At 68.6% G+C, this 14,315-nt stretch carries 10 protein-coding genes; 2 read left to right on the forward strand and 8 right to left on the reverse strand.

The features are described from left to right. The first annotated feature begins 403 nt into the window (after positions 1-403). Positions 404-1,345, forward strand: coding sequence for a PD-(D/E)XK nuclease family protein (locus VEW47_06960; GenBank protein ID HYS04918.1), 942 nt, complete (start codon positions 404-406; stop codon positions 1,343-1,345). Here VEW47_06960 and VEW47_06965 read toward each other — a convergent pair whose 3' ends face one another. From VEW47_06965 to VEW47_07000, 8 genes are all read right to left on the reverse strand, one after another. Next, positions 1,346-2,803: a pitrilysin family protein gene (locus VEW47_06965; protein ID HYS04919.1), complete on the reverse strand. Its 1,458-nt coding sequence runs from the start codon at positions 2,801-2,803 to the stop codon at positions 1,346-1,348. Further along, complete coding sequence (locus tag VEW47_06970) at positions 2,800-4,371, reverse strand: pitrilysin family protein (GenBank protein ID HYS04920.1); 1,572 nt, start codon at positions 4,369-4,371, stop codon at positions 2,800-2,802. The genes VEW47_06965 and VEW47_06970 overlap by 4 nt, the downstream gene beginning before the upstream one ends. Then, positions 4,371-5,222: a BON domain-containing protein gene (locus VEW47_06975; protein ID HYS04921.1), complete on the reverse strand. Its 852-nt coding sequence runs from the start codon at positions 5,220-5,222 to the stop codon at positions 4,371-4,373. The genes VEW47_06970 and VEW47_06975 overlap by 1 nt, the downstream gene beginning before the upstream one ends. A gap of 69 nt (positions 5,223-5,291) precedes the next feature. Further along, on the reverse strand, positions 5,292-6,185 hold the full coding sequence (locus VEW47_06980; protein HYS04922.1) for a hypothetical protein: 894 nt from the start codon (positions 6,183-6,185) through the stop codon (positions 5,292-5,294). Continuing rightward, positions 6,169-6,531, reverse strand: coding sequence for a metallopeptidase family protein (locus tag VEW47_06985; protein HYS04923.1), 363 nt, complete (start codon positions 6,529-6,531; stop codon positions 6,169-6,171). The genes VEW47_06980 and VEW47_06985 overlap by 17 nt, the downstream gene beginning before the upstream one ends. A gap of 9 nt (positions 6,532-6,540) precedes the next feature. Next, positions 6,541-6,942 (reverse strand): EVE domain-containing protein, encoded by a 402-nt coding sequence (locus VEW47_06990; protein HYS04924.1) that lies wholly within the window; start codon positions 6,940-6,942, stop codon positions 6,541-6,543. A gap of 8 nt (positions 6,943-6,950) precedes the next feature. Continuing rightward, entirely contained in the window at positions 6,951-7,622 is a 672-nt protein-coding gene (locus tag VEW47_06995) for a ferritin-like domain-containing protein (GenBank protein HYS04925.1), read from the reverse strand. Positions 7,623-7,633: 11 nt separating this feature from the next. Next, positions 7,634-12,010: a DEAD/DEAH box helicase gene (locus VEW47_07000; GenBank protein HYS04926.1), complete on the reverse strand. Its 4,377-nt coding sequence runs from the start codon at positions 12,008-12,010 to the stop codon at positions 7,634-7,636. A gap of 1,182 nt (positions 12,011-13,192) precedes the next feature. On the opposite strand from VEW47_07000, the gene VEW47_07005 reads away from it, so the two are divergent. After that, entirely contained in the window at positions 13,193-14,254 is a 1,062-nt protein-coding gene (locus VEW47_07005; GenBank protein ID HYS04927.1) for a LamG-like jellyroll fold domain-containing protein, read from the forward strand. The last annotated feature ends 61 nt before the right edge of the window (positions 14,255-14,315 follow it).

Genomic DNA, 14,315 nt, shown 5'->3' on the forward strand with positions numbered 1-14,315 from the left:
CCGTCCGAGATCTATGCCACTATTGGTCATGGCTGGTCCTCCTGGGCTGCGCCTCAGAGCGCGTTGAACACCGTGTGGGGCTAGTCTAGCCACCACGTCCCCATCGGGGACCAGCCACTTCATCCCATCTCGCTCGCGCGGCGTAACTATGCCCCGCTCGCGCGCATGGCGCGGCTCAAAATCGGCGCGCCCCTGTGCGGCCCGCCACCCCTGACTCTCGCGATGCAGGACGCGGTTCGGTTGTCGTCCTGGTAGGTGAAGAGAACTCCGCGGTCGCAGAACGTTTGTCCTTCAGCTCACGGCGACGTAAGCGCGGCGCGCGCCGGAATCTTGCGTGTCGTGGATCCCCCCCCGAAGGGGGAGGCGGGGCCGCGGGCGGGGCGCGCCGATTTTGAGCCGCGCCATGCGCGCGACCGGAGCACGCTTTCGCGGCGCGAGCGAGATGAGGCGCGCCCCGCCCGCGGCCCCGCCTCCCCGGCGCGTGGTATACTTCGACCGCCTCGAGGTCAAGCGCGTGCCGGTCTACTCCCACTCCCGTCTCAGCAGTTACGAGAAATGCCCGCTGCAGTACCGCTACCGCTATCTCGACAGGATCAAGCGCGACACGAAGTCGATCGAGGCGTTCCTGGGGAACAGGGTGCACGAGGTTCTGGAGACGCTGTACCGCGATCGGATGGCGTCGAGGATCGCGTCGCTCGACGAGCTCCTGGCCCGGTATCACAGGCGCTGGGACGAGGAGTTCTCGGAGAAGATCACGATCGTCAGGACCGAGCTGACCGCGGATCACTACCGCAGGGCCGGCGTGGAGTGCGTCACCAAGTACTACCGCCGTCATCACCCGTTCGACGACGGCACGACCCTCGGGCTCGAGGACCAGATCACCGTGTCGCTCGACGAGGGAGGGCGCTACCAGCTGAAGGGCTATATCGACCGCCTGGTGCGGCAGGGCGGAGGGGTCTACGAGATCCACGACTACAAGACCTCGAACAGCCTGCCGTCCGACGCCGTTCTGCGCAAGGACCGCCAGCTCACCCTGTACCGGATGGCTGTGGAGAAGCGCTTCCCGGACGCCCGCGAGATCCGGCTGGTCTGGCACTATCTTGTCTTCGATCGGACGCTGACCTCCGACCGCACCCCCCACGAGATCGAGCAGCACCGCCGCCAGACGATGCGGCTGATCGACACGATCGAGGGGGCGAAGGCCTTCCCGCCGCGCGAGAGCGCCCTGTGCGGCTGGTGCGAATACCGCGACATCTGCCCGGTGTTCGCGGCTCCCGAGCCGCCGAGCGAGCCGAAGCCGGTGCACTGGCTCGACAAGGCCGAGCAGATCAGTCTGTTCAAGTAGTCAGCGGTTCGCGGCGGCGGCTGTCCCTTCGTCCAGCTTCAAAGGCTTCGGCTCGCCCAGGCCGAGCGACTGGAGCGGCCGGGCGAACACCGCGTCGTTTCCCACCACCAGGACCACCAGCCGGTCGGGGTTGATGTGCTTGCGCGCCGCCTCGTGGACCTGCCCGCGCGTCACCTTCGCGAGGTTGTCCCGGTACGACTGCAGGAAGTCGGGCGGATAGTTGTAGAAATCGTAGTAGAGAAAGGTCTGCATGAACCGGACCGTCCCGTCCACGGAGAAGACGAACGAGTTGATGCCGGCCTCCTTCGCCTCCTTGACCTCCTGCTCGGTCGGCCCCTGCTCGCGCATCTGCCGCAGGATCGTCCGGATGAGATCGATCGCCTCGACGGTGGAGGCGGCCTTCGTGCTGCAGGAGATCTGGAACAGCCCGCGGTCGGAATCGAGCCCGATGCCGCCGCCGACCGAGTAGGCCAGCCCGCGGTTGGAGCGCACCTCCTTCACCAGGCGCGAGGTGAACCCCCCCTCCCCCAGGATGAAGTTCAGGATCTTGATGGCGAACTTGTCCGGGTCGAACCGGTTCACGCCCAGGTGGCCGATCTCGACGTGCGACTGCGTGACGGGACGCGCCACGAGGTGGACGCCGGCGGGGATCTCGTCCTTGATCTTCGGGACCTGGGGCGGGGTCACCTTGGCCTGGGTCCAGCCGCGGAACGTCTCCTCGAGCAGCCTCTTCATCCCCTTGCCGTCGAAATCGCCGGCCACGCCGAGGACGGCGTTGTTGGGATGGATGTAGAGACGGTGGAACCCGACGAGATCATCGCGGCCGATCCGCGTGACGGAGTCCTCGGTCGGCAGCCTCGCCCAGGGACTGGAGGTCCCGTACACCAGCCGCCGGAAGTTCAGCTCGGCCACGTCGCCGGGATCGTCCCAGCGGCGCCTGATATCCTCGATGGCGCGCGCCTTTTCCACCTCCAGCCGGGAGGAGTCGAAGCGCGGCGCGCGCAGCATCGCGGCGAAGATGCGCAGCGCCTCGGGGAACTTGTCCTTCACGGCGGAGACCGAGCCGGTCAGCATGTCGTCCCCGGCGCCGAGGCTCACCTGCGCCGGCATGAACTCGAGGACCTCGTCGACCTGGTCCGGTGTCTGCTGGTCCGTGCCGCCGGCGCGCATCAGCGACGCAGCCAGGGAGGCGAGCCCCGGCTTCGCGGGCGGATCGAACACTCCGCCCGCCTTGAAATCGATGGCGGCGTCGATCAGGGGCAGCTCATGGTCTTCGAACAGGTAGACCAGGAGACCGTTCGGCAGGAGGAACTTCTGCGGTTTCGGGAACGCGATCGACAACGGCGGATAGGTCAGGGCGCGCGGGTCCGGCGGAGGAGCCGCGACGGGCGCGGCCCACGCCCCCGTGGACAGAAGGGCGAGGACGGCCGGCGCGAGCGCGGCTGCGGCGCGTCTCATCTCATCGCACCGGGTGTTGTGGCGGGGGGCATCCCGGTCGCGTCGTCGCCCGCCCCCTTCTCTCCCCCCGCCGACGGGCGCGCCAGGACCGCCACGGTCCGGTTCGAGGGGACGAACGTCCGGCGGGCCGCGTCCTGCACCTGCGCGGCCGTGGTCGCCTGCAGCGCCGCGGCGTAGACGTTGAGATTCTTCCAGTCGCCCGTCTGGATTTCGTAGTACGACAGCTGCGCCGCCAGCCCGGAATTGCTGCGAAGCGGATAGAGAAAGGACGCCCGCAGCTGGTTCTTGACCTTCTGCAGCTCGCGTTCCGGGACCGGCTCGGCGGTCAGGTGAGCCAGCTCCTGCAGGATCGCCGTCTCGACTTCCGCCGGCGTGTGCGGGGCCCGCGGGGTCGCCCCGATCACGAACAGGTTCGGATAGCGGTCACCGGGGGCCTGCGTGCTGTAGACCTCGGAGGCCACCTGAGTCGTCAGGACCAGGCGGCGGAACAGCCGCGAGGTCCGCCCCGAGGTCAGGAGACTGTCGACCACCTGGAACACCGGATCGTCCGGGCTCGGCCAGACCGCCTTGTGGAAGGCGATCATCAGATCGGGCCCGGCGTCGAACTCGACGACGGCGCGCCGCTCGCCGGTCTGCGGCGGCTCGGTGGTCACCGGCAGGCGGGGTGGAGGACCGGCCGGGAGACCGTCGAAGTAGCGCCTGATGAGACGCTCCGCCGCGGCCGGGTCGATGTCGCCGACCAGCGTGGCGACCGCGTTGTTGGGGGCGTAGAAGCCGCGCCGGAACTCGGCCGCCTGCGGACGTGTCAGGTGCTCGAGGTCGGACATCCAGCCGACGGTCGGCACCCTGTACGGGTGCGCCTCGAAGGCGGACAGGAGGAGCTGCTCGTACAGCTTCCCCTGCGGCTGGTTGTCGATGCGCATGCGGCGCTCTTCCATCACCACGTCGCGCTCCGAATAGAACTCGCGCAGGACCGGGTCGCGCAGCCGCGCCGACTCCATGAGGCACCACAGCTCCAGGCGGTTCGACGGGAGGGCGACGACGTACGAGGTGAGGTCGGTGCTGGTCGAGGCGTTCAGGCCGGCGGCGCCGTTCCCCGTCAGGATCTGGCTGAACTCGTCCTTCACCGTCAACTCCTGAAGACTCTTCGTCAGCGCCTCGAGATCGGAGCGCAGCGACTCCAGGCGCTTCGGATCCGCGGCGCCGCCGCGATCCTCCTCGCGCAGCAGATCGATCACCGTCCTGTCCATGGCGTCGAGGATCTCCGCCTCCTTCTTCGGGTCGCGCGTGCCGATGGTGGAGGTCCCCTTGAAGGCGAGGTGCTCGAACAGGTGGGCCAGACCGCTCTCGCCGCCCGGGTCGTCCACGCTGCCGACGCGGAAGCGCAGGTTGGCGGCGAACACCGGGGCCGTGCCGCGGCGCACCACCAGGAAGCGCATGCCGTTGTCGAGCGTGATGCGCTTGACCTTCCCTTCGAGCGCCTGGGCGCGGCAGTCGGGGGAGGGAATCGCCAGGACGATCGCGAGGACGGCCAGGATTCCTGCGACAGGGAGGGGCCGCCGGCGCATCACTTCTCGGCCTGGACGCGGCTCGTGCGCGGCGGCAGGGACTCGTCGATCTTGATCCGGTTGTCCACCCGGGTCGCGCCGTTCACGAGGGAGGCCACGAGCCCGGCCTGCTGCCGGCCCATGAACAGGTTGGTCTTTCCCTTCAGCGTCACGACCCCCTGATCGACCTTGACGGTGATCTCGGCGGCGTAGGAGAAGGAGCGGAAGTTGCCGAGGTAGTCCAGCTCCGCCCGCAGCAGCGACGCGTCGTCGTGGGCGGACGGCGCGTCGGCGGGTTTGAGGTGGTTGGAGATGCGCGTCACCCCGAGGACCGTGCCGGCGATGGCCTCGGCGTGGCTGCGCGACAGGACGTCCTTGACCGCTCCTTCCAGCGTCAGGACTCCGTCCGCCACCTGGACGTCGAGGCTCTTCAAATCGAGTGACGCGGCCGCGTCACTCAGGAGCGAGGTGACCGCCTTCGCCAGCTCGGCGTCCGCGACCTCGGCGCGTGGAACGGTCATCTCGTCCGTGACGTTGATGACGCCGCGCATCGTGGCGGCCAGGGAGAGCACCCGCTGCTTGAGGGCGCAGCTCCTGATCTTGCCCGAGAAGACGACGCCGCCGTTCACCAGCACGATGGTGATCGGCTCCTTCGCCAGCGCGGGGTCGCGCCCGATAAAGTGGACGATCTTCTCGCGGAGAGGGTAGTCGCCCGGACCGCCGATGTTCCGCTTCGGAGCGGCCGGGGACGGCGCAGCGGTCTGGGCCGCGAGGCCGGCGGTGAGCGTCGCCGCCGCGAGCAGGACGGTCACCGCCGCGGGCGCGCGCGCTCCTTGGACGGGACGTCTGTGTGAAGCGCTTGGCGCGTTCATGACGGCCGCCTATTCTCACACAACCGGCCCGCGGCGGCAAAGCGGCCGCGGCGCGGATGCAGCCGGCCCTCAGCGCGCCTGCTTCATGCGAACGCCGTCGATCGTGCCGGCCAGCTCCGCCAGGCTGTCGCCATCCCCCGTGGCCGCGTGCCCCGAGCGCTTCCAGATCTCGATGGTCTGCGCCAAGGCCCCCTCCAGGGCGGTCCGGGTGTCGTCGGGGGCGGCCCCCAGCGCCAGCTTCAGGTCGCGAATGGCCCGCTGCATCTGATCGCGGGCGGTGATGATCGAGCCGCTCGACAGGAGCTCCGACCCGATCGTCAGCGAATAGGAGGCGCGCGCCAAAGCGCCGGCGTAGAGCAGCCCGCCGAACGCCCGCCTGATCTCGGCGATGCGCGCCCGGCCGTCCGGCATGTTGTTGCGGACCATCGCCTGGCGGGCGCGGCCGACCGCGGCTCGCGCCTCGCGCACCCGCGCCAGCAGCACCGGGGCGAGGACGGAGGCGTCGAACCGGTCCAGGGGGGCCGCGAACGAGGCGGAGTCCCGCGTCTCGGCCGCCCGGATCGCCGCCCGGCTCGACTCCGCCGCCTGGCGCAGCACCACGAAGTCGGTCAGCGGGGCCATCAGGGCGCTGGCACGCCGCACCGCCGCCGCGGCGGCCGGCAGGTCGGAGGCCTGCGACGCTGCGTGCGCCTCGTCGAACGTCTTCACCAGCGCCTCGATCTCCGAGTCGGAGAGGAAGGACGCCAGAAGCTCGTCGATTCGGATCAGGAACAGACTCACCTTGCCGGGATCCTTCCCGCCGACGGCACGCTCCGCCTGCTCGATCGCCCGGTCGGTCTTGTCGAGGGTCGACCGCAGATCGCCCGGAGTGGCGGCCGCGATCAGGGCGAAGGCGGTCAGGGCGCACAGGGCCCTTCGCCCGCACTCTGCCGCCCGCCGCGGCGCGTCAGTAGCCGAGGTCATGCAGCCTGTTATCATCGATGCCGAAGTGGTGGGCGATCTCGTGCAGCACCGTCCTGCGGACCTCCTCCCGGATCTCGGCGTCGCTCCCGCCGATCGCTTCGACGTTCCCCTGGAAGATGGTGATCTTGTCGGGAAACACCATGCCGTACCGTGAGTCCCGGCGTGTCAGCGGCTGGCCCTGGTACAGTCCGAGGAGGCGGCCGCCGCGGCGGCCGAAACGCCGCGACTCTCCCGGGGACGGCAGGTCCTCCACGATGATCGCGACGTTGTCGAGCCGCTCCTTGAAGTCGTCCGGAAGCGATTCGATCGCCTCCGACACCAGCCGCTCGAAACGCGCCCGGTCCACGTTCCCTCCTCACCCCGACATCTTCACGATGGCGTCCCACTCGCGGTCGGCGACCGGCATGACCGACAGCCGCGAGATGCGCACCAGCGGAAACTTCGCGAACTCCTTCAGCTTCTTGATCTCGCCGAGCGTCACCGGCCGGGGCAGCCTCCCGTCGGGGAGGATGTCCACCGCCGCGCGCTTGCCCGACGGATCTTCGGGGTCGGGGAACGCGTCCCCCGCGGCCCGGGCCATCCCGACCACCGCCTTCTCGCCGCCGGTGTGGTAGTACAGGATCCGGTCGCCCCGGCGGACGGCCCTGAGGTGCTGCTGCGCCAGCGGGTTCTTCACGCCCGACCAGCGCGTCCGCCCGTCTTTCACGAGGTCGTCGAAGCTGTAGTGCGTCGGTTCTTCTTTGAAGAGCCAGTTCATGGTCGTCCTCAGCACCCTGGAAAGCAGGGCGTGCCGATGAGCAAAGCCGCCCTGGCGCGCAAGGTCCCGGCGATCTCGATCGTCTTCAGGACCGCGGCGCGCGCCGCGTCCTGCGAGCCGGGCGTCGTCGCGTGCTTCAGGAGGAGGGCCGCGCCGAGCCTCTGGTGCGCCTCCTCGTCCGGCTGGATGAAGTTGCGGTACAGACGCAGCGTCTCCGCGTCGCCGCGCCCGCTGCACAGGCGCATGAAGTTCTCGTTGACCTCGTAGGCGATCGACTCCAGGGTGTAGAGACCCGCGGCCACCCGCTCGATCGACGTCTGCAGGGACTTGAGGTAGTCGAACAGCGCGTTCGGTTGCGGCGGAACGAAAGCCGCGGGATCGAACCCCAGTTCCTTGAGCCGCTTCCCCACGAGCTCGAAATGCCGCGCCTCGTCTCCGGCCTGGCGGGCCAGCGCCACCTTGACGTCCACCTCGGGTGTCGAGGGGATCCACAGCGCCGCCAGCTCGCTGACGCTGATCTCGTTCGCGAGGGCGATCTGAAGCAGCCGGACCTGGTCCCCCGTGCCGGCGCCGATCCCCGCCCCCGCCGCGCCAAGCGCGGCGCTTCCCGAGGCGGTGAGAGCGCGCAGCCCCTCCTGCTTCAGACCGTCCAGCTCCCGCAGGAAGTCGGCGCTCTGCATGGGCGATTTCCTCAGGCCGTGTGGCCGAGCGAGGGGCGCAGAAGCGGCGGCGCGCCGCGCTTGACGAGAACATCGCGCGCCCGCCAGGCCGACGCCTCGTCGAGATCGACGAGGGGGCGGACCTCTCCCGCCTCGCGGACGGCGATCGGCACGCCGTCGCGATAGAGGATGCGGCCCGCGCCTGTCGGCGCGATCCGCGGTCCGGGGAGGAGCAGGCCCACGAGATTGAGCGGGTCGGCGCTGCCGATCGGAAGCAGCGAGCCGGAGGGGCCGGCCCGCCTGACGGCGCGCAGGCGCTCCACCGCCTCCGGCCGCGCGAACTGCTCTCCCGAGACACCGGCGACGAAGCGGCCGCCGCGGACCTCGCCGCGTCCTTCCATTCTGCGCAGCACCCGCAGGAGGTCTCTCCAGGGCGGCATCGCCCCCTCGCGTTCGAGAAGACGCCGGAACACGATGCCATAGCGCCGCAGCAGGACCGGGGCGATCGTCTCGGCGGGGGAGTCCTCCGACTCGGCGACGGTCCGGTCGTTCCAGAGGACCGTCCAGCGCCCGGCGCTCTCCATGCCGAACGGCGAAGGGGATCGCCGGCGTCGCGATCCGCGCCGGCCCGATGGCGTGATCAGGGCGCGCAGGCCGGTGAAGCCGTCCGAGGTCACGGTCCCCCGGGCGACGAGCTCGGCGAGGGCGTTCTCGACACGGGTCGGGAGCAGACCGGACCGTTCGGCGATCTCGTCGAAGAACAGCGCCCCGCGCGCCGCCAGGAGATCCAGGACGACGCCCGCCTCGGTCGACGGCTCCCGTCCGCCGTCCGGCCGAAGGGTAAGCGCCCGCCAGGCGGAGAGGCGGCCGCGCGACAGGAGCGCTATCGGCGTCGAGCGCACGGGACCCGCGCCGGGCGGAGAGTCGGGGGCCGGCCGGGGCGGGGACAGCCGCGCCCAGACGACCCGCCCGCTCAGGCACAGGGCGTCGAGCCAGGCCGGGTCGTAACGGGACAGCCGGGCCGGGAGGATGTCCCGTTCCCACGCCGCCGCCGGCGCCTCGAACCCCTCCAGCATCTCGACAATCGTCTGAAGACTCTGCGCCCCCTCGGCCCGATCGTCCGGGAGGACCCTCTGCCACGAGAACAGGAAGCGCATGAAATCGGCGGCGCTGACCGGCTCGATCTCGGCGCGCAGACGATTGAGGGTGTAACGGTGGATCCGCGCCAGGAGACTCCGGGCGCACCATTCCACGGCGCCGATTCCCGGCGTGAAGCGGCCGCGCAGAACGAACCCTTCGGACTCGAGGCGCAGAAGTGCCTGCTCGATCGTGTCGTCCGGAAAGCCGCATGAGCCGGCCAGCGCCTGGGCGGTCACGGGGCCCAGCCCCTCCAGCCGGCCGCGGACGATTTCGGCGAGGGCGGCCATGGCGTCGATCGGATCCCCCGCGGAGTCTCCGGGGAGGGCGGGGATGGGAGGGTCGAGCGCACCCGAGGGGAACGCCGCCAGGACGTGCGACAGACGCGAGGCCGCGACCCAGAGGCGCGGCCCCCGTCCGGGAAGACGGAAGACCGTGGCCCGCCGCTCGGCGACGAGCTCGCGCAGGTGTCCTTCCCAGCCCGAGTCCCTTCCTTCGCTCTCGCCGACGAAGCCGAGAATCTCCAGGGCGTCCGCGAGCTCGTCGGCGCTCTCCACGCGCGGCCAGGCTTCGTCCCTGACTCTGTCGATCGCCGCAGCGTCGAGCGCGCCGAGATCGGACGCCGTCTGCGGATCGGTCCAGCGCCGGCTGACCACCGCCTGCGTGCGCCGCTCCTCGAGGGGGGCGTCGTCCAGGAAGGCGTACGGCCGGGCGCTCAGGACCTCCTGGGCCAGGGGGGACGGCTCGCGGACGTCCTTCGCCAGGAGCGTCCGCTCCCCCCGCTCGATGCTCGCGAGAAGCGACTCCAGCCCCGGCAGATCCATCGCCTCTCCCAGGCAGTCGTCGATCGTCTGGCGGACCAGAGGATGATCCGGGATCTGGCGCTCCCCCGTGAGGTTCTCGGCGCAGGCGATCTGGTCGGGGAAGACGGCGGCGATGAGATCCTCGGCCTGCATGCGCTGCAGCTGCGGCGCCACCCTCCGTCCGCCGCGGAAGCGGGGGATCGCCAGCGACCGAGCCGCATTCCAGCGCCAGCGCACCGCGAACATCGGCGCCGCCAGGAGCGCCTGCACGAGCACGTCGCGCACCGAGCCCGCGCGCAGGTAGCGGAACACGTCCTCGAGCGGGAAGCTGTGGGAGGGGCCGAGCGACAGGACGATGGCGTCCTCGGTGGCGGCCGCCTGCAGCTCGATGTTGAACTTGCGGCAGAAACGCTTGCGGAGCGCCAGCCCCCACGCGAAGTTGATCCGGCGGCCGAAGGGGGAGTGCAGGACCAGCTGCATGCCGCCGCTCTCGTCGAAGAAGCGCTCGAGCACGATGTTCGACTGCGAGGGCAGGACCCCGAGCGCCGCACGGGCCGCTGCCAGGTAGTCGACGATCTGCTCCGCGGCTTCGAGGGATAACCCGACCCCGTCCATCAGGTGGCGCACGGCCGTCCCGGCATCGCCCGATTCGAGAGCGCCGGCGATCTCCTCACGCAGCCGTGACACCGACAAGGAGAGCTCCGCCGTGCGAGCCGGCGCCTCGCCGATCCAGAACGGGATCCCGGGCGGCTGGCCCCGCGCGTCCTCGACGCGGACTTTCCCAGGCTCAATCCTGAGAATCTTCCAGGAAGCATTGCCGAGCTGGAAGATTTCCCCGGCCATGCTCTCGATGGCGAAGTCTTCGTTGACCGTGCCGACGAGCGTGCCCTCGGGCTCGAGGACGACCTGGTAGTCGGCCGAATCGGGAATGGCGCCCCCCGAGGTGATCGCCGTGAGGCGCGCCCCCTTGCGGGCGCGCAGCCGGCCGTTGACCCGGTCGTGATGGAGGTGCGCCGCGCGCCGGCCGCGCTTCACGGAGAACCCCTCGGCGAGCATGGTCACGACGGCGTCGAAGTCGGCGCGCGGCAGGGCGCGATAGGGAAAGGCGCCGCGCACCAGGGCGTACAGATCGTGGTCGCTCCACTCCTCGCAGGCCACCATCGCCACGATCTGCTGCGCCAGGATGTCGAGCGGCGCCTCCGGGATCGCGAAGCGGTCGAGCTCGCCGCGCCTCACCGAATCGAGCAGGGCCGCCGACTCGACGAGCTCGTCGCGCGTCAGCGGGAACAGACGCCCCTTTGGAAAACCGCCGACCGAGTGACCGGAACGCCCGGCGCGCTGCAGGAGCGTCGCGATGGAGCGCGTCGAGCCGATCTGGCACACCAGGTCGATCGACCCGATGTCGATCCCCAGCTCGAGGGAGGCGGTCGCCACCAGGGCGCGCAGCTCCCCGCTCTTGAGGCGCTGCTCTGCGGCCAGCCGGTGCGCGCGCGACAGGCTTCCGTGGTGGGCGGTGACCGCGTCTCCGCCTATCCGGTCGCTCAGCTGGCGGCTGAGGCGCTCCGCCAGCCGGCGCGTGTTGACGAAGATGAGGGTCGTGCGGTGCTCGCCGATGAGGGCCGCCAGACGATCGTAGACCTCTTCCCACACTTCGTTGGGCATGACCGCCTGGAGCGGCGACCGGGGGACTTCGATCCTGAGATCGAGGTCGCGCGCGTGGCCGGTGTCGATGATCGCGCAGCGCGGCGCGCCATCGGGGTCGAGCCCCCCCGCGCCGACGAGAAAGCGGGCGGCGTCTTCGATCGGGCGCTGCGTCGCCGAGCAGCCGATGCGGATCAGCCTGGGGGCGGGGGAGCCGTCCCCGGCGGTGCGCGACCTGGCCGCGAGGGCCTCCAGCCGCTCGAGCGACAGCGCCAGGTGCGAGCCGCGCTTGTCGTCGACCAGGGCGTGGATCTCATCCACGATCACCGTCCGCGTCGTGCGCAGCATCCCCCGCCCGCGCTCGCTCGTCAGGAGGATGTACAGGGACTCGGGTGTCGTCACCAGGATGTGCGGCGGACGGCGGAGCATCGCGGCGCGCTCCTTCGCCGGCGTGTCGCCGGTGCGCACCATCGTGCGGATCTCGGGAAGCCGGTCGAGCCCCATCGCCTTGAGCTCGGCGGCGATCCCGGCCAGCGGCTCCTGCAGATTGCGCTGGATGTCGTTCGACAGCGCCTTGAGCGGGGAGACATAGACGACCTGCGTGGCGTCGTCCAGGCGGCCGGCCACCGCCTGCCGAACCAGGCCGTCGATGGCGGCGAGAAACGCCGCGAGGGTCTTCCCCGAGCCGGTGGGAGCGGCGACCAGCGTGGCGCGTCCCTCCCGGATGGCCGGCCAGGCGCGGGCCTGCGGCCCGGTCGGTCCCGCCGGGAAGCGCCGGCCGAACCAGGCGGCCACGGCCGGGTGAAAGGTTTCCGAAGGAGTCGTCATGGCGCGCCCGTCATGGTAGCACGCGGGTCCGTGAGCAGCACGTCCTCGACGCGGTCAGCACCGGCGGGCCGCCCGAGCGGCCCATCGGCCGAGCCGCGGCAGCGCAGCCGCCCTGCGTGGATGCCCTGCGATGCACCGCTCACTCCTCAGCGCCCTCGGCGTGGCCTGGATGCTCCAGAGCGGGGGGATGTCTTTCTACCTCGACCGCCTGGCCCATCTGATTCTCAATGTCGAGAACGAACTCACCGAGTACGTACACAGGTTGTGGGGCACGTCCGAGGCCACGCATGAGGAAATTGGGAAAGGTGTACGATGAGCATGCGTCGGTTGTTGCCGCAGGCGTGTCGGCGTAGACTCCGGCCAACGTTGGTGAGGAGATCCGAGATGACCTTGCAGGCTCGCTTGAAGTTGATGGTCATCGTTGTCACCGGTGTGTTCATTCCCTTAGGCTTCGCGGACTCTCCTGCTCTTGCGCAGGCTTACAACTCAACCTGGGACGCCTCCTCGGGGTTACTGCCCGAACAGTCCTGTCCCTCTTGGCGTCATCTCCATGCAAGTGGATCACCACCCCTGTTTGGCGGGATCATGACGATCGCTACCGCCAGTTGCTCGGCGAATCTTGACTACGTCCAGGACGGAACGGAGATCATTTCGCCTCTACCGAACCCTTGGGTGGTAGAAGCACGTGTAAGTTACGGCTCAGGATCCGTATGCGGCGCGTGTGGCCACTATCGCCAGCCCAGTGCGATACAGATCTCCACAGCCCCAGGCGTGGGGGTGAATCTGCTTATCGGAGTGGACGATGTGTCTGGAGCCGAGGCGATTTTCCTTACAAGTGCTGAATGCGTGGACCCCCGGCCTACCAAGTTTGTGGACACACACAACTTCCACACATACCGAATAGAGGCCACAGCCGATCCTCTGGGGGGAGCCAACATTACTGTGTTTTACGATGGTGTATCGACGCTAAACGGTCACACCTATTACAGCCCTAACGACTTCGGCAACGTACCTCGCATCGTATGGGGAGAAGCCTCAGATGCCGCCGAGGGGATCTCGTACTGGACCTATGTCCGGCACAACGCACATGCTACAGGTTGCCGAGCGCGATCCTGCGGTGAGACCCCCCCTGGACTCGTAAGTTGGTGGTCGGGCGATGGCAATGCCCTTGACCTTCGTGGGATGAACAATGGTTCTCTCGCCAACGGCGCTGAGTATAACGCTGGAATCGTTTCGGAGGCATTCGACCTCAATCGGTCCACTAGAGATTACGTAGCGATTCCGGACAGTCCTATGCTGAATACGCCTTCGGCGATAACGCTTGCGGCGTGGGTCCGCACCGACGATGTAACTGAGAATGGAGTGATTCTGTCGAAGTACGACTCCAGTGGACCCCAGGTGAGCTGGATTCTCCAAATGATTGACTCGGGGAAGCTAGAATTTGTCGTATATGGAGATGTGTCGGGTACAATTGCACGTGGCGTCGAAACCGATTACGTCGTTATGCATGCGGCGGCATGGCAGCACGTTGCCGCCACTTTCGATGCGGGGGACCAAGCGATTAGAATCTTTGTTAATGGATATGAGGCGCAGAGTCACCTGATTGCTTCCTCCACCGTAGCATCGATCGCTGACAGCAACTATTCTGCTTTAATTGGAGCCGCTGGCAACAGCGCTGGTGGAGTGTTCTGGAATGGACTCATTGATGAGGCGCAACTCTACGGGCGCTCATTATCCGGGTGCGAAGTGCAGTCGCTCTATTCCCCGGGAGGAGGGGGTCAGTGCAAGGGAGATAGCGACGGCGACGGGATCCTGGATGTGAATGATAATTGTCCGTATGTCCTCAACCCAGGACAGGAAAATGCAGATGGTGATCAAGCAGGGAATGCGTGCGACTGTGCGCCCTCGAACCCAGGAGTGTTCGCGGCACCGGGAGAGGTTGGCGGAGATTTAATCGCTGCCGACACCGCCCACACGCTTAGCTGGTGCTCCGCGGCCAACAGTGCCGGGACGGGAACTGTATACGATGTCGTCCGCGGCGCATTCGACGAGTTCCCCGTTGGGTCAGGGCCCTCGGAGGTCTGCCTTGCTTCGGGGATCCCAAGCCCGAACAGTTCGGACTCAGCATACCCTTTACCTCATAAGGGCTTCTGGTATCTGGTGCGTGGGAAGAACGCCTGCGGGACGGGCACCTATGGATTCCGGAGCGACGGGGTTGAGAGGGTGACCGCTGCCTGCCCGTAGCTCAAGGTGCGGGCTTGAATTCGCCTGCATCGAGGCCATCGCGGGAGACTGTTTCCAGTGT

The sequence above is a fragment of the Candidatus Dormiibacterota bacterium genome (genome assembly GCA_035635555.1).
Classification (GTDB): Bacteria; Acidobacteriota; Polarisedimenticolia; order Gp22-AA2; family Gp22-AA2; genus Gp22-AA3.